We start from the raw sequence: 20,057 nt of genomic DNA, 5'->3' as shown, positions 1-20,057 counted from the left end.
TCGTGTCTCCAGGGTCAGTGCGTGTAGGGGCGGTGCTTGTCGATGGCGTCGGAGAGCTCGACGCCGAAGCCGGGAGTCTCGGGCACCTTGAGTCGGCCGTTCACGGGCACGGGCTCGCCCACGAGCATCGGCGAGAACATCGGCACGACCTCCTCGGCGGTCGGGTGCATCATGAGGAACTCCGCGAACGGGCTGTTCGTGCGTGTCACGACGAAGTGGTACGAGTACACCGACGATCCGTGCGGAACGACCATGGTGCCGTGCGCGTCGGCGAGGGCCGAGATCTTCAGCAGCTCGGTGATGCCGCCGCACCAGCCCACGTCGGGCTGGATCAGGTCGACGCCGGTCTCGAGCAGCTGTCGGAATCCCCACCGCGTCGCCTCGTGCTCGCCGGTCGTGACGAGCACGGTGGAGGGTGCGCGCTTGCGCAGCTCGGCGTAACCCCAGTAGTCGTCGGGGATGAGCGCCTCCTCGATCCACTTCAGTCCGTGCTCGGCGGCGGCGTGGGCGAGGCGCGTCGCGTACTCGACGTCGAGCGACATCCAGCAGTCGTACATGAGCCAGAAGTCATCGCCGACCTTCTCGCGCATGTCGGCGAGCAGCTCGATGTTCTTCCGCATCCCCTCCTCGCCCTCGGCGGGGCCGTGGTGCAGGGGCATCTTGCCGCCGATGAAGCCGAGCTCCTTCGCGCGGTCGGGGCGCGCACCGGTCGCGTAGAACTGCAGCTCGTCGCGCACGGGGCCGCCCAGCAGCTCGAAGACGGGCACCTGTCGCACACGACCGAGCAGGTCGTAGAGCGCGAGGTCGACACCGCTGATGGCGTTCAGCACCACACCGCGCCGTCCGTAATAGAGAGTTGACTTGTACATCTGATCCCAGATGCGCTCGATGTCGGTGATCTTGCGGCCTTCGAGGAAGCGCGCCAGGTGCTTCTCGACGATGAACGCGCCGATCTCGCCGGCGGTCGTCACCGAGAACCCGACCGTGCCGTCGCTCGCCTCGATCTCGACCACGAGGGTGCCGAGGACGTTGATCCCGAAGCTCTGCCGCGACTGCCGGTACTCGGGGTAGACGCTCATCGGCGTCGCGATGTGATCGTCGATCCAGTGCTCGGCGCCCTGGTCGTGGTAGTCCGCTCCGCCGCCGCGCACGGTGTAGGCGCGGACCTCGCGGATGGTGGGGGCGCCGGTCATCGTGTCTCTTCCTCTCGGTCGAATCGGACAAGGACCTTGCCCGGGGTGCCGTCGCCCGCCGCGAGGGCGGAGAAGGCGGTGTCTGCATCGGCGACGTCGATCTCGCGGCTGATCAGCGCACGGTAGACGTCGGGGTCGGCGCCGATGATCTCGGTGGCATCGGCGAAGTCGTCGGATCCGTAGGTGAAGCTGCCGATGAGCGAGCGCTCCTCGGTGCTGACCAGGAACGCATCGATGGTCACCTGCGGAGCCCCCATCCCGACCAGGCAGATCGGGGCTCCGAGCGTGGTGCTGGTGAACGCGTCCCGCAGCGTCGGGGTGATCCCCACCGCGTCGAGTGCGGCGTCGGCGAGCCCGCCGCCGGCGCGGAGCTGGTCCGCGACCGGACCGTCCGCCGGATCGATCGTCTCGGCGCCGAGACGCCGGGCGAGCTCGCGGCGCGCAGCATCCATCTCGCTCACGATGATCGTCCCGGCACCCGCGTCGCGCAGGGCGATCACGATGGACTGGCCGATCGGACCCCCGCCGATCACGAGCACGCGCCCGAGGCTCCCGGCCGGGAGGCGGCGCACGGCGTGCACGGCCACCGCGAGCGGCTCGATCAGCGCACCCAATTCGATCGGCAGGCCGTCGGGGAGCGCCACCACGTTGCGTGCCGGGACGACGACGTAGTCCGCGAACGCGGCGGGGATCTCCTTCGCCACCCCGATCACATGCTTGCCGGGATGGTGCTGCTCGCGCCCGGCGAACGCGGCGGCATCCTCAGCGGGCACGACGACGGGGTTGAACGTCACCGCCGTGCCGACCGCGAGCTCGTCGACACCGGCGCCGAGCGCGGCGATCGTCCCGCTCGACTCGTGCCCCATCACCTGCCCGGGGAACCGGCGTCCGTTCTCGCCGGTGTAGCCGTGCACGTCGGATCCGCAGATCCCGGTCGCGGCCACCCGGATGAGTGCCTCGCCGGGGCCGGGCTGCGGAATCGGTGCTTCCCGGACGTCGAGGCGTCCGATCTCGGTGAGGACGAGTTCGCGCATGGGCGTTTCTCCTTGTTCTGCCGGGCGTGGTCAGCGCTGGCGGGCGGTGGGGGTCGTGGCGAGTCCGACGCCGTCCGTCTCGCGGACGGTCGGGCTCACGACCTTGCTGAGGGCGATGAGGCCGGCGCCGACCAGGGCGATCGCGGCCAGGATGATGAGTCCGGCGCTGTCGCCGAACGTGGTGTCCGCCCAGTTCTTCAGGACCGGCGCGAGGAAGCCGCCGAGGCTGCCGAGCGAGTTGATGAGCGCGATACCGCTCGCGGCCGCCGCTCCCAGGAGGAACGACGTCGGCAGCGTCCAGAACACCGGCTGCACCGAGATGAACCCCGCCGCACCGACGCTGAGCGCGGCCAGGGCGATCAGCGGATCCTGGATGACGGCGGAGAGCACGATGCCGACGCCGGCCGCAGCGAGGGCGCACGTGGCGATCAGGCGGCGCTGACCCGTGCTGTCCGCGAGGCGGGAGAGCACGAAGGTGACGATCAGTGCGAAGGTCCACGGCACGGCCGTCAGCAGGCCGACCTCGAGACCGACGGGCTTGCCGACGATCGTGGCGATCTGGGTGGGCAGATAGAAGGTCACCCCGTAGACGCTCATCTGGATCGTGAGGTAGATCGCGGCGAAGTACAGCACCACCGGGTTGGCGAGCGCGCGCAGGGCGCCCCGCGGCGAGTGGTTCTCCTTCGCCGAGTCCTCGGCTTCGAGTGCGGCCAGGAGCGTCGAGCGCTCGCCCTCGCTCAGCCACTTCGCGTCCTTCGGGCCGTTGTCGAGGTAGAAGAACGCGACGATGCCGATGATCACCGTGAGGATGCCGGTCACCAGGAACATGAGCTGCCAGCCGTGGAGGCCGACCTTGCCGTCGAGGTCGAGCAGCATGCCCGACATCGGTCCGCCGAAGATGAAGGCGAGCGGTGCGCCGAAGTAGAACAGGCCGTTCACGCGGGCGCGGAACTTGAGCGGGATCCAGTAGGTGAGGAACAGGATGACGCCGGGGAAGAAGCCGGCTTCGGTGATGCCGAGCAGAACGCGCAGGATGTAGAAGATCCACTCGTTGGTGGCGAACATCATGAGCGAGGAGACGATGCCCCACGAGATCATGATGCGCGCGAGCCAGATCTTGGCTCCGACCTTGCGCATGATGAGGTTCGAGGGCACTTCGAAGACCGCGTAGCCGAGGAAGAAGATGCCGGCGCCGAGCGCGTAGGCGGCATCCGAGATCCCGGTGTCGGCCTGCCAGGCGGCCTTCGCGAATCCGAGGTTGGCCCGATCGAGGAAGGCCAGGATGTACATCAGGAGCAGGATCGGGATCAGCCGGAGCGTGACCTTGCGGACGATCGCGGCGAGTTCGGGCCGCGTGGGGGACTGGGTGGACATCGGTGCATCTCCATTGACGAGGGAATCCAATGCGTTCACGTATGTGAATCTGATGTCTCAGACCTGAACGCGCGATAGTGTGACACACGTTCGCGTCGGACACAATTCATCTCCGGGGGAGACATGACAGACATCGCGCAGGCGCCGAGTGCCGTGAAATCCGCCGGTCGGACCCTCGAGATCATCGAGCACCTCGCCGCGACCGACGCCCAGACGTTCCCGGAACTCCTCGGGGCGCTCGGGCTGCCGCGCTCGAGCGCGCACGGCCTGCTCCGCACGCTCGTCGACGCCGGCTGGGTGGAGCTCGACCCGGTGAGCAAGCGCTATTCGCTGGGGCTCAAGGCCTGGCAGATCGGGCAGCGCTACGACGGACACCGCCTGCTGCTCGAGGCCGGGCCGGCGCTCATGCGCGCTCTCACCGACGAGACCGGGGAGACCGTGCAGATGGCTCGTCTCGACGGAGTCGAGAACGTCTACATCGCGATCAGCCCGTCGCCGAACCCCATGCGTCTGGCGTCGAACGTGGGGATGCGACTCCACGCGCACGCGACCGGCATCGGCAAGGCGCTGCTGAGCACGCTCGACGACGACGACGTCATGCGCCGCCTGCACCAGGTCGCGATCCCGCGCCTGACGGCCCGCACGATCACCGACCCGGACGAGATCCTCACGGTCATCGAGAAGGGGCGGGATGTGGGCTTCTTCGTGGATGACGAGGAGTTCATCGACGGATGCCGTTGCGTGGCGATGCCGCTCACCTGGCCGGAAGAGACGGGCGTTGCTGCCGCGCTGAGCGTGACGATGCCGACCAGCCGCACCGATGAGCGCTGGCCGCACTCCATGGTCGAACCGCTGCGGCGCACGGTCCTCCGCCTGCGCCAGGACATGCATCTCCAGGGGATCAGCATCGGCAACTAGGCTGGGGCCGTGCTTCTCAGTGATCGCGACATCAAGGCAGAACTCGCATCCGGCCGCGTCGGCCTCGAACCGCACGAGCAGGGGATGGTCCAGCCGTCGAGCATCGATGTGCGCCTGGACCGCTACTTCCGGCTGTTCGACAACCACAAGTATCCGTTCATCGATCCGTCGGTCGATCAGCCGGAGCTCACGCGTCTGATCGAGGTCGACCCGGAGGAGCCGTTCATCCTGCACCCGGGCGAGTTCGCGCTCGGCGCGACCTACGAGCAGGTCACCCTGCCGGACGACATCGCCGCCCGCCTCGAGGGCAAGTCGTCGCTGGGGCGCCTCGGGCTCATCACGCATTCGACGGCCGGCTTCATCGACCCGGGGTTCACCGGGCACGTGACGCTCGAGCTCGCGAATGTCGCGACCCTGCCGATCAAGCTGTGGCCGGGCATGAAGATCGGGCAGCTCTGCTTCTTCCGGCTCACCTCGCCCGCCGAGAACCCCTACGGCTCCGGCCCTTACGGCAACCGTTACCAGGGGCAGCGCGGACCGACGGCCTCGCGGTCGTTCCAGAATTTCCATCGGACGGATGTCGGGGTGACCGACATCGGAGCAGTCGGAGGCTGACATGACGGACGGCAGCGGCACCACCCCGGAACAGCCGGTCACCCCCGAGGAGACGGCGGTCCCCGAGGAGGCGCTGGCCCCCGAGGAGGCGCTGGCCACCGAGGAGGCGCTGATCCCGCCCGCCGATGCCGTCATCCCGCCGCCTCCGCCCGAGATACCGATCCCCGAGGGACTGCTCACGCCGCCGCCGTCGGCCGACATCCCCGATGCGGATGTCGTGATCCCGCCGCCTCCGCCGGACACGCTGCGTCGCTCCGACCGGGTGCGCCCGACGCCCCGCATCCTCGACGGCGAGGCGCCGGCCGCGGTGGCCGAGGACTGGGCGCAGCCGTCGGTCGCGCCCGAGGTTCCGACGTCCGGCGGCTACGGCGGGTTCGTCGCCGTGATCTTCGCGTTCCTGTTCCTGCTGCTCGTCGCCGCGATCGTGCTGATCGTGGTGCTGCTGAACACGGTCGGGCTGCCCTTCGCGGGCGGAGCCGTCGTGCCGCAGTCCCTCTTCGCGCTGCTGGTCTGACCCCGGTTCGGTTCTGACTGCCCGTCAGGGTCTGACGCCGAGTCAGGGTTTCGACTGCCGCCGACGGAGCGCCGCCGATGCCACGGCGACCACGGTGCCGACGGCGACGCCGATCACGGTCTCGATCGCGCGGTCCTGCAGGAGCACGTCGACCGGTGTCGGCGCGGCGAGGTGCACCATCAGCAGGGCGAGCGGGGTGATGAACACCATCGCGATGCCGTAGTTGCGGCCGACGAAGAGCTCGGCGGCGGCCTGCAGCAGCACCACGAGTGCGATGACGGCGAGCGGCGGCAGATCGATCGCAAGGACTCCCGCTGCGACGAGGATGCCGAGCAACGTGCCGACGAGGCGCTGGATGCCGCGGATCACGCGGGCGTTGAGCTGGGGGCCGCTGACTGCGGCGACCGCGCCGACCGCCGCCCAGTACCAGTGCGAGTCCATGATCAGGAATCCCGCGAAGCCCGCACCCACGATCGCGACGGCGACGGTTGCGGCCATCTCCCACGCGATCGGTCCCACAGGCTGCCGGGACCGGGGAGGCGCCTCCTGCGTGCCGCGCGTGAGCAGGCCGATGATCGTGCTGACGGCGAGCCCGAACAGCACGCTCGCGCCGCCGACCAGGAGCACGTCGCCGAAAGAGGCTGCCGTCGCGGGGATGGTGGCGCAGGCGCCGACCGCGAACACCGGGAACAGCGGCCCGGGCGGGTGCCAGCGCATCGTGTACGCGAGCAGGGTGACAGCCGATGCGAAGACGGCGAGCACGAGGATGCTGACGGCGGCGGGAGCGGACACGACCGAGAGCGCGGTGCCGATGAGCATCGCGGCGAGCAGGACTCCGCCGGCGCTCGCCTGCATCCGGATGCGGTCGCGGAACACGTCGTGGCGGCCGTACAGCGCGGCGAAGGCGCCGAAGCTGGCGTAGATGCTCAGGTCGAGGCGCCCCAGCATCCACAGCACGAGGAGCGGCACCGCCACGCTGATCGCGGCCCGGAGCGCCACCCGGTGATCGCCCCGGTGCGGTCCGATGCGCAGGACACCTGTCCACACTCGTCCCTGGGAATCCGCCACCGATCCAGCCTACGTCCGACGGCGGCCGGCCCGAAGCCGGGGGGTTACGCGCCCGACGTGCGCAGGAGCGTCAGGCTCCGTTCGAGGACGACGTTCAGCACGCGGGTCGCAGTCTCCGCATCTTCCTCCTCGATCCCACGCCACAGGGGCGCGGTGAGGGCGGCGATCTCCTGACCGATCTCGGCGACCAGGGCGCTGCCCGCGGGAGCGAGTGCAGCGTCGGTGAGAAGCCCGCGATCGCGCAGAGCGGCCGTCAGGCGGCCGGCATCCGGGTCGTGGAGCCGTTCGGCGACGAAGGCGTCGAGGTCGTGGGCGCCGTCGAACTGCGAGGTGAGCCTCAGCGTGACCCACTCGTGTTCGGTGAGGTCGCGGCCGGCGAGGACGCTCTGGAGCAGGGCGTTCAGCGCCTTCTCCGTCTGGCCGATGAGTTGAGGACCGAAGGGGATCATGGCTTCTCCATATCGTTGGTGCGGGTTTCTTTGGTGTGTGAAGTGGGTGGGTTCGCTCACGCGTGGCCGAGCATCTCGAACAGGCTCGAGAATCCCTGGTCGCCGTGGCCGTCCGCGATCCGTCGGTCCATCAGGCGTTTGACCTCGCGCATGCGCAGGGTGTCGACGCCGAGGGACTCGCGGTGGCTGATCAGGTCGTCCATCAGCGCGGCCTGCACGGTGAGTGAACCGAGGTCGGGCCCGTACTCCCCACTCGCGACGGCGGTGCCGAAGGCCTGCACCAGCGGCACGTAGCCGCCGACCGACCCGGCGACGCGGTCGGCGAACCCCTCGACGTCGGCGCCCTCCGCCTTCACGAGCGCGAACGTGTGCAGCAGACCGAGGAGGAACTCGTAGCCGACGGCCACCTGGGCCAGGAACTCGACGGCAGCGAGCCCCGCATCCTCGCCGTAGTAGGTGAGGGTGCCGAGGTCTTCCAACACCTCGTGGTGAGGGTCGAAGCCGTCGCGATCGCCGCTGAACGACAACAGGAAGTTCGGTCTGCCGACATCCGACGGGTCTCCCATGATCCCCCCGTCCACGTACTTCGCGCCGCGCGTGCGAGCCCATTCCGCGTTGCTCCGTGCCTGCGCGGGGGAGCCGCTGGTGACGTTCACGATGACCTTTCCCTCCACCGCCGCGTCGAGTGTTCCGACGACCGCATCCACCGCGCCGCTGTCGAGCAGGCAGACGATGACGAGCGGGCTCGCCGCCACGGCATCCGCCGCCGTCGGGGCGACCTCGGCGCCGGCCGCGGCCAGCGGGTCGGCCTTGCTCGCGGAGCGGTTCCAGACGGTCGTGGAGTGACCGCGGTCGAGAAGGGCCTTCGCGATCGCGGAGCCCATCTCGCCGAGGCCGATCACGGTGACCCGAGTTTTCGTTTCCATGGTGAGGTTTCCTTTCCGTCAGTCGGACGTCGTAGTGGCGGGCTGCTCGTCGTCGCGGGACAGCCCGATGCCCCAGCTCGCGCCGCGCGCGACGAAGGCGCCGAGAACGGTGACGCCCGCGAACACGAGCATCAGCAGGCGGGCGGCATCCACGACGTCCGGCATCGCGAGGTTGACGAGGACTCCGGCCATCGCCGAGCTGAACGCACTCGCGATGATGAAGACGGTGTTCACCGCTGCGGCCGCCTTGGCGCCCTCCTCTTCGCCCGACGTGCTGCCGAGCGCGGCCACGGTCAGATGGGGGAAGCCCAGGCCGATTCCTGCGCCGGCGAGGAACAGGGTGGCGAACCAGAGTGCGATCACAACGGCGGAGGGGCCCTCATGCTGCAGCAGTCCGTACGCGGCGAGGCCGGCGGCGACGACGACGGGGCCGAGGGTGATGAGCACGCGGCGCGAGCGGATGCCGGTGGCGTTGGCCGTGAACACCTGGGTGATCGACCAGCCGAGGGACAGGGCGGCACCGAGCAGTCCGGCGACGAACGGCATCAATCCACCGATCTCCTGGCCGAAGAGCGGGATGAACGCCTCGGTGCCGATCGCGAAGGCCAGGACCGCGACCGTGACGTAGACCCAGCCAAGCGAGGAGCCGGGGGCGAACGTGATGCGGGGGAGGATGCCGGTGCGCCCGCGGCGCTCGTGACGCAGGAACCATGCGCCCAGGACGACGCCGACCACGATGGCGACCCCGGTGCCGAGGCCGCTGGGGACGACGCTCGCGATACCCACCGCGGCGACGCCGCCGGAGAGGAGCACGAGGGATCCCCACGGCACCGATTCGCTCGAGCGGGCTCGGGCGGTCCTCGGCAGGGCGCGCACCACGACGATGCCGATCAGCGCGGAGACGACGGCGAGACCGACGAACGTCACCCGCCAGGCATCCAGCTGCGCGAACACGCCGCCCACGACGGGGCCGACGATGTTGCCGACGCCCCACATCGCCGAGACGAGGGCGGCGCCTCGAGCCCAGAGACGCTCGGGAAGGGCGCGCTGGATGAGTGCGTAGCCGAGCCCTGCGAGCAGTCCGCCGCCGAGGCCCTGCACGGCGCGGCCGGAGAGCAGCGCCCACATCCACGGGCTCGCCGCGCACAGCAGCGAGCCGAGCGCGAACAGGCCGAGCGCGAGCAGGTAGGCGCGCACGGCCCCCTGCTGCGTGAGGATCCGGCTCACCATCATCGAGCTGACGACCGATGCCAGGAGGAAGGTCATCATCGTCCACGCGTAGAACTCCGCGCCGCCGATGTCGCCGACGATCGTGGGGAGCAGGCTGGTCGTGAGATACACGTTGCTCGCCTCGAGCAGCACGCCTCCGGCGAGGACCGAGGCGATCGGGGCGTAGCGACTGCCGAGGAGCTCGCGCCAGCTCCCCGCGGTGGCGGTGCGCTCGGGGGTGTGCGTCATGGGGTGCCCTTCGTGACGTCGGAGCAGGCGGTCATCCGCCCCGCGGCGCCGTTCTTCGGCGGCCGATCGTCACGCTAATACCTCGAGTAAACTCGAGGTCAAGAGGAGGTGCAGATGTCTTTGGAACCCGATGATCTGCTGCCGATCGGCGAAGTCGTCCGCCGCAGCGGGGTGCCGGCGACGGCACTGCACTTCTACGAACAGCTCGGACTCATCGTCTCGACACGCACCGCGGGCAACCAGCGCCGCTACCGGCGGCACATGCTGCGGCGGATCTCACTGATCGTGGTCGCCAAGCGCCTCGGCATCCCCCTCACCGACGTGCACGAGGTGTTCGAGAGCCTGCCTACGGATGAGCCGCCCTCGCAGCACGACTGGCAGCGGGTGGCGAAGCTGTGGCGGGAGCAGCTCGACCTCCGCCGCACGCAGCTCGAGCACCTGCGGCGCGAGCTCACCGGATGCATCGGCTGCGGCTGCCTGTCGATGAAGGCGTGCCGTCTGCTGAACCCCGAGGATGCGCTCGGCACCGACGGTCCGGGACCGCGCCGGATCTGAGGGCGGAACTCGCGTGCGCGAGTCTCAGGAGGTCGCCGCTGTGAGGGCTTCCGGTGTGGACGGCGCGTCGGCTGTCTCGGTGAGCACGGACCGCTGCCGGCCGGCGTAGAGCGTGCCCCAGCGGGTCAGTTCGGTCAGCAGCTGCCCGGAGCTCGCGCCGAGCTCGCTGAGTCGGTACTCGACCTTGGGCGGCACCTCCCGGTACACGGTGCGGGTGATGAGTCCGTCCTCCTCGAGCTCGCGCAGCTGACGGGTGAGCACGCGTGCGGTTGGGTTCTCGAGCAGGCGTCCGAGCTCGCCGAAGCGCAGCACCTCGTGCTCGCCGAGCAGGGTCAGGATGCTGGGCTTCCAGGCCCCGCCGAGCACCGCGATCGACACCTCGGCGTCGCAGGTCTCGGTCCAGTCGCGGATGATGCGCTCGGTCTTCTCCCGCATGGCATGGCCCCCTTTAGTATCCGAAGTGTCAGTACGTATCAGAAATGACCGTACTTGTGGCTTCTGTCTGTACTTTACAGACTGAGACCGTGACCAACACCCCCACTCTCGTCAGCACTCGCTCCTCCCTTCGCCTCTGGTTCGCGATGGTCCCGCTCCTGCTCGGAGTGCTCATCGGCGCCCTCGCGATCAGCAGCGTCTCGACCGCCCTCCCCGCGATCCGCGGCGAGCTGGGCCTGACCGACACCGAGGGGCTCTGGCTGGTCGATGTGTACGCCCTGTCGTTGGCCGCGACGCTGATCGTGGCCGCGCGGATCGGCGATGCGTTCGGGCGCAAGAGCATCATCCTGATCGGTCTCGCCGGCTTCGCTGTTCTGAACGTGGTCGGCGGGCTCGCCAGCAGCGGCCTGGTGCTCATCGTCGTACGGGCCCTGCTCGGGGTCGCCGAGGCGTTCGTCATCGCGGGCGTGGTCGCGACGATCGGCGCCAAGTTCCAGGCGCGTGAACGCGTGCTGGCCTACGGCCTGTGGACGGCGACCTTCGGCACCGGAAGCGCGCTCGGGCCGGTGCTCGGCGGAGTGCTCGCCGAGGGGCCGGGGTGGCGTTGGCTGCTGTTGGGGAGCGTTCCGCTCGCGGTGATCGCGGGGCTCCTGGCCGCGTGGCTCGTGCCCGACTCGCGCAGCTCGCAGCGCCCGTCCTGGGACGTGCCCAGCATCCTGTCGTCGATCGTCGCGCTCGGTGCCCTCGTCTTCGCGCTGCATGAAGCCCTCGCGGCACCGATGTCGGCGGTGGTCGCGGCGGTGATCGCGATCCTGAGCCTGGTGTTCTTCGTGCGCAGGCAGCGGCGGCTCCGCGATCCGCTCATCGACACAGGGCTGTTCCGCATGCCGGGGTTCAGCCCCGCGATCATCCGGATCATCGTGAGCAGCGGAGTGTCATCGGCCTCGGTGCTGCTGGTGAGCCTGCATCTGCAGGACTCGCGCGGGCAGAGTGCCGCCGAGGCGGGAATCGCGCTGCTGCCGCAGGCCGTGGCCATCGCGATCGGCGGTGTCGTGGCGCCGCTCGCCCTGCGCTGGCTCTCGGCGAACGCGCTCACCGTGCTGGCGCTGATGCTGCAGGCGGTCGGGCTCGTCTGGCTCGCGTTCGACCCGGCGGTCGTGGCGATCCCGCTCGTGCTCGTCGGGCTCGGGTTCGGTGTCGGCGCGACGCTCGCCGCGACGGCGCTGTTCGAGGTGACGACCGAGGATCAGGCCGGCCAGGTCGGCGCGATCCAGGAGGTGGGCTTCGCGCTCGGCGGCGGGCTCGGCATCGCGGTGTTCGGCACGATCGCCGCGGTCCTCGTCACGGGTGGATTCGTGGCGGCGGTGCTCGTGGCGGCCGTCGTGGTCACAGCTGCTGCGCTGGTCCCGCTGACACGCCGCGCTGTGCGTTGATCTGCCGCTGACAGCGAGAAGCGCCCCACCCGGCTGTCGGGTGGGGCGCTTCGTGATGGGTGACGGCAGGTCAGGCGTCGCGACCGCGGGTGAAGCCCGCGTCGAAGCCGCGCTCGAAGGCGTGCTGAGCGATGCGCTCGGCACGGTGCGGACCGTGTCCACGGTGGCCGTGGTGTCCGTGGCCCCGGTCGTCGTGACCGTGGTCGCCGTGCCCGGGGTGTCCGTGCCCGCGGCCGTGACCGCGGTGTCCGGCACCCGCTTCGCCGTGGCGGCAGCCGTGCTCGGCATCCGCATCCGGACCGAAGCCGTGCTCGGGGCCGTGCTCGGGTCCGTGGCCGAAGCCGCGGCCGAACGGACGCCCGAAGCCGCGCGGGAATCCGCGTCCGTGGCGGGGTCCGCCGAAGCCGTGCCGACGGCCGCGGGGAAGAGGGGTCTCCTCGTCCCAGCCGAAGGCGCGGGCGATCTTCTCGAGCGAGGCGAGCGTCGTGGCCATCTCCTCGTCGGAGACAGCGCTCGACACCTTCGCGCGGATGCCGTCGACGAGGGCGCCGAGGCGATCCTTCGCCGCGCGGCCCTCGTCGGTGAGCGTCCAGCCGTCCCCGTCGGGGGCGACCCAGCCGCGCTCGATGAGGCGGTGCAGCTTGTGCTCGTTCAGTCGACGATCCGACGTGACGGTGCCGTCGACGATGTTGAGGATTCGCCAGTCGCGGCGGCTGGCGTGCTCGCCCTCGAAGGCGGTGGCGAACTCGGCCGCCATCAGGCGGTCGGCGGCCTTCAGCCAGTAGCCGAAGGGGCGGGAGGCGTTCTCGGGGTTCTGTGATTCAGAGGTGTTCATGGGAAGTCCTTAGTTGTCAGTGTGCATGTGAATGTCACAGTGCATGTACATGTAGTGTGACATGGAGTAGCGATGCATGTCAAGTCGCATGTAAAATCGGCGGGTGACCACCGAACCGCACGACCCCACCGCGCCGGATCCCGCCGCGCAGGATCCGGCCGAAGCCATCGCGAAGGCACTGTCCCGATTGCGTGGGCGTCGTCCGGGTGAGCGCGGTCCGGGCGGTCGCGGTCCCGCCGAGCGCGGTCGTGGCCACGGTGGTCCGCACGGCTGGCACGGGGGTCCGCACGGCGGGTCGCAGGACGACGATGCCCGCGAGCACTTCGACCACCACCGCGGACACCCCGGCATGCCGCCCTGGATGGCCGACCCGTCGGGTCGTCTCGGCGGACCGGCGCGCATGCGCATGCTCGAGGCGCTGTCCGCGGCATCCGCTCCGCTGAGCGTCAGCGATCTCGGTATCGCGATCGGCGTCGATCAGCCGCGCGCGTCACGACTCGTGCAGCAGGGCGTCGATCACGGCTTCGTGCGCCGCGAGGCCGACCCCGACGACGCGCGGCGCACGCGCATCGCGCTCACCGACGAGGGTCGCAAGCTCGCCCGCGGCATGCGCGGGGAGCGTCGCGAGATGCTCACGAACGCGCTCGCCTCCTTCACCGACGACGAGCGCGTCGAGCTCGCCCGGCTGCTGAACAAGCTCGCCGACAACTGGCAGCGCTGAACCAGCCCCGCGCCGCACCGGCCGGCGCGGGGCTGCGCCCTAGGCGCGCGCGAACTCGAGCGACGGCTCGTCGTCGACCGACAGCGACAGCACGACCGTCTCGACGGCCTCATGGGCTTCGATCCGCCGCTCGACGTCGCGCAGCCGGCGGGCCACATCGTGCTCGCGGGCGTCGCCGGCCAGGTCGATCTCGGCCACGATGAACAGCCGGTTCGGGCCCACGTACTCGATGTGCAGGTAGGTGACCCGCTCGATGTCGTCCAGCCCCAGCAGGGCGGTGCCGACGCGGGACCGCAGCTTCGGCGCCGCCGTGGCCCCGACCAGGAAGGCGATGTTCCGCCGGATCAGGATGATCGCGACCACGCCCAGCAGCACGCCGACGAGGATCGAGCCGATCGCGTCCCAGGCCGCGACGCCGGTGATCTGGTGCATCGCGATGGCGCCGGCCGCGATCGCCAGGCCGATGAGCGCCGCGGAGTCCTCGAAGAACACGGCGCGGAGCGTGGTGTCGCTCGTCTCCAGCACGAAGTCCCAGGTCGACGATCCGCGCTCCTTGGCCAGGCGCCGCGACTTGACCATCGCCTGCGTGAATGACGCACCCTCGAGCACGAACGAGACCCCCAGCACGATGTAGGCCACCATCGGACTCTCGACGGGACCGGTGTCGGACAGCTCCTGGATGCCGTGCATGATGGACACGATCGAGCCGGCCGTGAAGATTCCGAAGGCGGCGATGAGCGACCACACGAAGGCGTTGCGTCCGTAGCCGAGCGGATGCCGCGCATCCTTGGTCTTCGCGCCGCTGCGGTCGGCAATGAGGAGGAACACCTCGTTACCGGCATCCGCCCAGGAGTGCGCTGCCTCGGCGACCATCGATGCCGAGGAGGTGATGATCGCGGCGATCGTCTTCGCCACCGCGACGAGGATGTTGGCGAGGAAGGCGAGGATCACGGTCACGCGGTCAGGCTACTCCCGCCGCGGGTGTGCAGGACTCAGCGCGGCGCCTTCACCGGAAGCAGCAGCAGGAAGCCGGCGATCAGGACGACCACGATGCCCAGGATGCCGTAGGCGGTCTGACTCGTCAGCACGATCAGGAGCGTCCAGGCGCCGGAGGCCATCCAGCTCGCGGCGCGACCGGTCGTGGCGTAGAGGCCGAAGATCTCGCCCTCTCGGCCGGCCGGGGTCACGCGGGCGAGGAACGAGCGTGCCGCCGCCTGCGCCGGACCGACGAACGCGCACAGGACGAGGCCGCCGATCCAGAAGACCATCGCCCCGGCGTCCCGCAGGAAGAAGACCGCGAGGCCGGCGACGATCATCGATCCGATCGAGGCGAGGATGATCCGCTTCGGCCCGAGGCGGTCGTCGAGTCGGCCGGCGGCGATCGTGGAGACGCCGGCGATCAGGTTCGCGACGATGCCGAAGATGATGATCTCCTGCGCCTCGAAGTCGAACACGGCCGTGCCGATGATCGCTCCGAAGGCGAACACGCCGCCCAGCCCGTCGCGGAAGACGGCGCTCGCCAGCAGGTACCAGAACGTGGGCCGCGTCTCCTCGTTGCGGTACAGCCCCGCGACGTCTTTCACCAGCAGCGGGTAGGAGGCGAAGAAGCCGACCTTGCGTTCCGGGCGACCGAGCGACGGCTCCGGCACGTTGAGGAAGATCGGGATGCTGAAGATGATCGCCCACACGGCGCATCCGACGGCGATCAGTCGATAGGCGAGGCCGTTGTCGGTCGACATGCCGAACCAGTCGAAGGTGTCGAGCACGACCACGATCACCAGGGCGATGATGCCGCCGAGGTAGCCGAAGCCCCACCCGAGGCCCGAGATGCGGCCGACGTTCTTCGGGGTCGCGATGCCGATGAGCATCGCGTTGGAGTTCACCGCGGCGATCTCCTGGAACACGGTCGCGGCCGAGATCAGGGCGACGCCCAGCCAGAACAGGCTCGGCGTCGGTTCGACGAACCACAGGCCCAGCATGCAGAGGATCAGCGCTCCGGTGCCGATCCCGAGCCAGAGCTTCTGGCGCCCCGCGGCATCCGCCCGCTGACCCAGAACCGGAGCGAGGAGCAGGATGCCGAAGGCGGCGATGGTCGAGCCCAGCCCGAGCCCGGAGGCGAGGTCCGCCTCGGCGGCGAGCCGCACCTGGTCGTTCTCGTCGAGCGCCGCCACGTCCGCGGGGAGGAATCCCTCACCGACGAGATACAGCGCCGTGAACACGAACGTCAGGATGACGGTGTTGAAGGGCTGCGTCGCCCAGTCCCACAGTGCCCAGGAGTAGACCTGCTTCTTGGGGGCGGGCGTCTCGCCGCGCAGGTCGAGGCCGACGACGGCCACGGCGCCGCTGTTGGCGGTCGCCACGGGCTCGGGGACGCCCTGGCGCGATTCGGGTTCGCTCATGGGGGAAGTCTGGCGGCCCCCGGTGAACGCCCGGTGACGGCGCGCCGCACGCCTGATCGTGCGTGATCCGTTGCGGGTCAGAGCGCAGGACCGCGCCGGATGCGGATCGGGCCGCGGGTCTCGTCGATGCGCACGCGCTCGCCCTTCTGCGTCACCACGATCTCGTCGCGGGCGGCGAGTTCCGCCGCGACGCGTCGGACGTCATCCATGCGCGCGCGCCAGCCCTCGCCGCCGACCGCGCGTGCGACGTCGCTGGGGCAGATCGAGGAGTCCGACCGCTTGCGGGTGAGCGCTCGGATCGCCGCGGCGATGCGTTCGTCGAAGGCGTCGCCGGAGCGCGCCTCCCACCAGGGGGCGCCTCGTTCGCCCAGTGCGTTCTTGGCGTCCTGCACCCGGCGCCGGGCGTCGGGCTCCGACGCCTTCACCGCGCGCCGGGCCGCCATCAGCTCGTCGACCAGCTCCTGGCGCAGTGCATCGGGGATCGACGGATCGGATGCGCGCCACCGCCGTCCGTTCACGATGATGTGGTGGCCGTCGGGGGTGCGCTCCGGGCCGTCGTCCCGCTCGCGCGCCGCGTCCCGCTCGTGCTCCGCCATGCCGACAGTGTCTCGGGCTGGCGGGGCGCCCTCCAGCCCCTTGACGAGCGACGCTCACGCGTACGACGCCGCGAGCATCTCGGCGAACAGCTCCTCGGCGTCGCATTCGACCCGGCGTCGGGCGAACCAGTCGCAGATGTTCACGCAGTCGCGGTGCAGCAGATCGAGTCCCTGCGGGTTCGCGATGATGTCGACGATCTGCGGCAGGTCGATCACCCGCACTCGCCCCTCGTGCACGAGCAGGTTGTACGCCGACAGGTCGCCGTGGGCGAAGCCGGCCGCGGCGAAGATGAGCATCAGATCGACCACCTGGGCGTAGTACTCCTGCAGCTCCGCGCGGTCGCTGCGCACCTGGGCGAGCCGGGGAGCGGCCGTGCCGTCGGCGTCACCGAGGAACTCCATCAGCAGCTCGGTGCCGTTGACCTGCACCGGGTAGGGCACGGGGGCGCCGAGCTCCCACATCCGGCACAGCGCCTCGAACTCGGCGAACGACCACTGCGCCGCGGCGACCTCGCGGCCGTGGTCCGACTTCCTGGCGAGGGCGCGGGTGTCGCGGGTGTTCCGGGTGCTGCGGCCCTCGGTGTAGACGGACGAGCGGTGGAAGCTGCGGTGCTCGGCGCTGCGGTAGCGCTTCGCCGCGAGCAGCGTGTGCTGCGTCGGGTCGTCCGGCACGGCGCGTTCGAGCAGGAACACGTCGGCCTCCTTGCCGGTCTTGAGGATGCCGCGTTCGGTGTCGAGCGCGCCCGCCGATGTCACCACCCACGCCGGCCACGGCTGAGGGCCGCGCTCGGACGGGGTGATCGCCGGCCAGGTGGACCAGCGCTGCCCCTCGCCGGGATCGACGTCGGCGAAGGAGAGTTCGGTTTCGAGGGAGTCGAATGAGGAAGTGAAGTGATCAGACAAGGTGTGGCTCCGGGAGCAGGAGGCCACGCCAGGGTCAGGAGCGGGTGGCCTCGAAGGGAAGGCGGTCGGCGGTGAGCGCGACAAAGACCGTGTTCATGTCTTCGGCTCCTTCCGCTCGAGCTTCCCGGGCGCTTCCCGGTGCGTCGTCGAGCATAGGGCGTGGGTGGCGGGCGTGTCCAGGGTGCGGGTCAGCTCCCGGTGGGCGGCGTGACCCGCACGAGCACGCCGTCGCCCTCGCCGCCGGTCGCGACCACCCAGGACCCGTCCGTCCACGCGGCGGCGTTCGCGCCGCACAGGAACGGCAGCGGATGCTGTCCCGCGGAGTCGCTGAGGCGGAGGGCGTCGCCGCGGCGAGGGATGTCGCTGCTCGAGGTCTCCGCGCAGTGCATGCGGGGCTCGATCGCCTGTCGCGCTTCGGACGAGCCGCCGACGATCACGCCCTGCGCGTCGCTCTGCTCCGGCTCTCCACCCCACCACAGGGCGGTGCCGTCGGGAGCGGCGGCGACGAGCGGGTGGTCGGCGACCTGCGGTTCGCGGCTCAGCTCCGTGCCGTCGGCCGCGAGTACGATCCGTGCGGTCGGGCTCGCGAGATACATGCGCCCGGCGTCGTCGACATCGATGCCGATCGGCGGGACACCGGGTCGAGCGCCGGGCGCATCGTCGAGCTCGACCGGCCCGCTGTGCAGCAGGGTCCTGGCGCCACTGTCGAGATCGACGCGCAGTACCTCGAAGTCGAGGTAGTCGTCGGGAGGACGCGGCTGGTAGCGCACGACGATCGCGTCGCCATCGTGCACCGCGACGTCACCGAACTCGAAGTCGCCGAAGTCGAGGTCGCCCTCGTCGCCCACGGCGTCGCCCGGCAGGTCTCGCAGCGTCATGGTGGTGGTGTCGAACACCGAGAGCATCGGCATCACGTGGGCCCGGTCGCCCTGCACCACGACGAGTTCGGTCGGCGACAGCGGTGCCATCGCCCTGATCTTCGAGAGCGGGCCGCTGGGCTCGGTGTCGAACCTGGCGAGCGTCTCGCCATCGGCCCCGACGTGCAGCCACGACCCGGAAGACGCCGTCCAGAACCCGCCCGCCCCGTCGGACGACAGCACGTGCATCCCGTACGTCAGATCGGTCGGCGGACCGGCCGGAGTCGCCTCCGGTCCGGAACCGACGAACGAGTTCTGGAATGAGATCGGCTCCAGGGCCCAGTCGTCCGGACCGGGCGCGGGCGGCGTGCACCCGGAGACGAACATGATCGCTGCGATGACGGCGGCACCGCGCAGCATCCGCCGCCGTGACCCTCCCCGATCCTGCATCCCCACACTCTGCAAGCTCCGGCTGGGAGATCGGTGTGCCGATGTCGTCGGACGATCGGTCGGTTGCGGCGGACGCCTGATCGGGCGACGGCATCCGGATGCTGCGACCGTGGAACCATGACCATCACAGCGCCCGTCCCCACCGTGCCGGCCTCGGCCGTCACCCGCATCCGCTACAGCGGACTGATCGTGCTGATGCTGATGGGCTTCCTGCTGGTCACGGCAGAGTTCCTTCCCAACGGCGTGCTGACGGAGATGGCCGACGGGCTCGGCGTCACTCCCGGTCAGGCCGGGCAGACCGTCACTGTCACGGCCCTCGTCGGTCTCGTCGTCGCGCCGACGATCGGACTGATCTTCCCGCGCCTCGACCGACGGTCGCTGCTGGTGTGGATGGCGCTCGCCGCGGCGGTCTCGAACCTCATCGTGGCGATCTCGCCGAACCTGATCATCGTGTTGCTGGCGCGCTTCCTGCTGGGCGCCGCGATCAGCGCGTTCTGGGCGATGTCGATCACTGTCGCCGCCCGGCTCGCAGGACCTGAGAACCTCGGTCGCGGCGTCATGTTCACGTCCGCGGGCGTCTCGCTGGCGACGGTGGCCGGCGTGCCGCTGGGCGTGATGCTGAGCGAGCTCGTCGACTGGCGGATGGTCTTCGCCATCGCGGGCGGGCTGATGGTGGTGCTCGCGGTCGTCCTGCGATTCACACTGCCCTCGGTGCCGGCCGAGCGCGCGTCGAGCCTGCGCCTGCTCGTCGACACGCTGCGTCGCCCGGGCATCGGGCTCGGCATGGTCGGGCACGTGCTCGTGGTGCTCGGGCACTTCCTCGCCTACACCTACGTGCGTCTCGCGCTGGAGCGCATCCCCGACGTCGACGCCTCGACGATCGTGGTGCTGCTCGCGCTGTTCGGTGTCGGCGGCCTCCTCGGCAACATCACGATCGGGCTCGTCATCGACCGCACGTTCGCCTTCTTCGCCGTGTTCGCGCCCCTGGTGATCGCCGTGTCCGTGATCTCGATGATCCTGTTCTCCGGCTCGATCCTGGGCGTGGGCATCGTGGTGGTGGTGTGGGGCTTCTTCTTCTCGTCCTGGTTGATCGTCGCGAACACCTGGGTCGGGCACCGGATGCCGGATCGGCTCGAGGCCGGCGGCAGCCTCGTCGTCGTGGGCTTCCAGGGGGCGATCACCATCGCGGCCGGCGTCGGCGGGCTGCTCGTCGACACCCTGAACGTCGAGCTGGTCTACGTGCTCGGTGCGGCCGCGCTGCTCGCCGGTGCCGTGCTCTTCGGGGTGTCGAATCGGGTCAGCAGCCGCGCCTGACGTGGCGCGG

21 protein-coding genes are annotated in these 20,057 nt (G+C 70.1%); 7 read left to right on the top strand and 14 right to left on the bottom strand.

All coding sequences use genetic code 11. The annotated features are described in order from the left end of the window. Positions 1–14: 14 nt before the first annotated feature. Genes rhmD through BQ2383_RS07560 form a run of 3 tightly spaced genes read right to left on the bottom strand, consistent with a single transcriptional unit; the run spans position 15 to position 3,601 of the window. Positions 15–1,193, bottom strand: coding sequence for an L-rhamnonate dehydratase (gene rhmD / locus BQ2383_RS07570; protein WP_091032004.1), 1,179 nt, complete (start codon positions 1,191–1,193; stop codon positions 15–17). Next, entirely contained in the window at positions 1,190–2,227 is a 1,038-nt protein-coding gene (locus BQ2383_RS07565; RefSeq protein ID WP_091032002.1) for a zinc-dependent alcohol dehydrogenase, read from the bottom strand. The genes rhmD and BQ2383_RS07565 overlap by 4 nt, the downstream gene beginning before the upstream one ends. A 30-nt stretch (positions 2,228–2,257) precedes the next feature. Beyond that, positions 2,258–3,601, bottom strand: coding sequence for an MFS transporter (locus tag BQ2383_RS07560; RefSeq protein ID WP_091031999.1), 1,344 nt, complete (start codon positions 3,599–3,601; stop codon positions 2,258–2,260). Positions 3,602–3,724: 123 nt separating this feature from the next. On the opposite strand from BQ2383_RS07560, the gene BQ2383_RS07555 reads away from it, so the two are divergent. Genes BQ2383_RS07555 through BQ2383_RS07545 form a run of 3 tightly spaced genes read left to right on the top strand, consistent with a single transcriptional unit; the run spans position 3,725 to position 5,648 of the window. Beyond that, positions 3,725–4,519: an IclR family transcriptional regulator gene (locus tag BQ2383_RS07555; protein ID WP_091031997.1), complete on the top strand. Its 795-nt coding sequence runs from the start codon at positions 3,725–3,727 to the stop codon at positions 4,517–4,519. Positions 4,520–4,528: 9 nt separating this feature from the next. Next, positions 4,529–5,134 carry a dCTP deaminase gene (gene dcd / locus BQ2383_RS07550; protein WP_091031994.1) on the top strand — a complete coding sequence of 202 codons (606 nt, stop codon included), beginning with the start codon at positions 4,529–4,531 and terminating at the stop codon, positions 5,132–5,134. 1 nt (position 5,135) lies between these two features. Further along, on the top strand, positions 5,136–5,648 hold the full coding sequence (locus BQ2383_RS07545) for a hypothetical protein (RefSeq protein ID WP_091031992.1): 513 nt from the start codon (positions 5,136–5,138) through the stop codon (positions 5,646–5,648). Between the two features lie 42 nt (positions 5,649–5,690). Here BQ2383_RS07545 and BQ2383_RS07540 read toward each other — a convergent pair whose 3' ends face one another. Genes BQ2383_RS07540 through BQ2383_RS07525 form a run of 4 tightly spaced genes read right to left on the bottom strand, consistent with a single transcriptional unit; the run spans position 5,691 to position 9,549 of the window. Beyond that, positions 5,691–6,716: an FUSC family protein gene (locus tag BQ2383_RS07540; RefSeq protein WP_167381561.1), complete on the bottom strand. Its 1,026-nt coding sequence runs from the start codon at positions 6,714–6,716 to the stop codon at positions 5,691–5,693. Positions 6,717–6,760: 44 nt separating this feature from the next. Beyond that, positions 6,761–7,165 (bottom strand): hypothetical protein, encoded by a 405-nt coding sequence (locus BQ2383_RS07535; protein WP_091031986.1) that lies wholly within the window; start codon positions 7,163–7,165, stop codon positions 6,761–6,763. Between the two features lie 56 nt (positions 7,166–7,221). Further along, positions 7,222–8,091 carry an NAD(P)-dependent oxidoreductase gene (locus tag BQ2383_RS07530; protein WP_091031982.1) on the bottom strand — a complete coding sequence of 290 codons (870 nt, stop codon included), beginning with the start codon at positions 8,089–8,091 and terminating at the stop codon, positions 7,222–7,224. Between the two features lie 18 nt (positions 8,092–8,109). Beyond that, complete coding sequence (locus BQ2383_RS07525) at positions 8,110–9,549, bottom strand: MFS transporter (RefSeq protein ID WP_091031979.1); 1,440 nt, start codon at positions 9,547–9,549, stop codon at positions 8,110–8,112. A gap of 114 nt (positions 9,550–9,663) precedes the next feature. Between BQ2383_RS07525 and soxR the strand changes: the two genes are divergently transcribed. Next, on the top strand, positions 9,664–10,104 hold the full coding sequence (soxR, locus tag BQ2383_RS07520; protein WP_091031975.1) for a redox-sensitive transcriptional activator SoxR: 441 nt from the start codon (positions 9,664–9,666) through the stop codon (positions 10,102–10,104). 24 nt (positions 10,105–10,128) lie between these two features. Here the strand turns inward: soxR and BQ2383_RS07515 are convergent, their stop codons facing one another. Next, a complete protein-coding gene (locus tag BQ2383_RS07515) occupies positions 10,129–10,539 on the bottom strand; it encodes a winged helix-turn-helix transcriptional regulator (RefSeq protein ID WP_091031971.1) in 411 nt (136 codons plus the stop codon). Positions 10,540–10,628: 89 nt separating this feature from the next. Between BQ2383_RS07515 and BQ2383_RS07510 the strand changes: the two genes are divergently transcribed. Next, the gene (locus tag BQ2383_RS07510; protein ID WP_167381560.1) at positions 10,629–11,972 is read left to right on the top strand and encodes an MFS transporter; all 1,344 of its coding nucleotides are present in this window, start codon (positions 10,629–10,631) and stop codon (positions 11,970–11,972) included. 70 nt (positions 11,973–12,042) lie between these two features. Here the strand turns inward: BQ2383_RS07510 and BQ2383_RS07505 are convergent, their stop codons facing one another. Then, entirely contained in the window at positions 12,043–12,807 is a 765-nt protein-coding gene (locus tag BQ2383_RS07505) for a MarR family winged helix-turn-helix transcriptional regulator (RefSeq protein ID WP_091031965.1), read from the bottom strand. A 103-nt stretch (positions 12,808–12,910) separates the two neighbouring features. Between BQ2383_RS07505 and BQ2383_RS19500 the strand changes: the two genes are divergently transcribed. Then, positions 12,911–13,528 (top strand): MarR family winged helix-turn-helix transcriptional regulator, encoded by a 618-nt coding sequence (locus BQ2383_RS19500; RefSeq protein WP_244175933.1) that lies wholly within the window; start codon positions 12,911–12,913, stop codon positions 13,526–13,528. 39 nt (positions 13,529–13,567) lie between these two features. On the opposite strand, the gene BQ2383_RS07495 is transcribed toward BQ2383_RS19500, so the two are convergent. The 5 genes from BQ2383_RS07495 to BQ2383_RS07475 all read right to left on the bottom strand — a co-directional run bounded on the left by BQ2383_RS07495 (position 13,568) and on the right by BQ2383_RS07475 (position 18,733). Beyond that, complete coding sequence (locus BQ2383_RS07495) at positions 13,568–14,485, bottom strand: cation diffusion facilitator family transporter (RefSeq protein WP_091031962.1); 918 nt, start codon at positions 14,483–14,485, stop codon at positions 13,568–13,570. Between the two features lie 35 nt (positions 14,486–14,520). After that, entirely contained in the window at positions 14,521–15,927 is a 1,407-nt protein-coding gene (locus BQ2383_RS07490; RefSeq protein ID WP_167381559.1) for an MFS transporter, read from the bottom strand. Positions 15,928–16,004: 77 nt separating this feature from the next. Next, complete coding sequence (locus BQ2383_RS07485; RefSeq protein WP_091031956.1) at positions 16,005–16,523, bottom strand: DUF3253 domain-containing protein; 519 nt, start codon at positions 16,521–16,523, stop codon at positions 16,005–16,007. A 54-nt stretch (positions 16,524–16,577) separates the two neighbouring features. Continuing rightward, complete coding sequence (locus BQ2383_RS07480) at positions 16,578–17,426, bottom strand: serine protein kinase RIO (RefSeq protein ID WP_244175931.1); 849 nt, start codon at positions 17,424–17,426, stop codon at positions 16,578–16,580. Positions 17,427–17,614: 188 nt separating this feature from the next. After that, entirely contained in the window at positions 17,615–18,733 is a 1,119-nt protein-coding gene (locus BQ2383_RS07475; RefSeq protein WP_140403316.1) for a hypothetical protein, read from the bottom strand. A gap of 117 nt (positions 18,734–18,850) precedes the next feature. Between BQ2383_RS07475 and BQ2383_RS07470 the strand changes: the two genes are divergently transcribed. Further along, on the top strand, positions 18,851–20,047 hold the full coding sequence (locus tag BQ2383_RS07470; protein ID WP_091031946.1) for an MFS transporter: 1,197 nt from the start codon (positions 18,851–18,853) through the stop codon (positions 20,045–20,047). The last annotated feature ends 10 nt before the right edge of the window (positions 20,048–20,057 follow it).

Origin of the sequence: Microbacterium oxydans (assembly GCF_900095745.1) — a bacterium.
GTDB classification, from domain to species: domain Bacteria; phylum Actinomycetota; class Actinomycetes; order Actinomycetales; family Microbacteriaceae; genus Microbacterium; species Microbacterium oxydans_B.
The sequence above is the reverse complement of the archived record's forward strand: the minus strand, read 5'-3'. Positions and strand labels throughout refer to the sequence as shown.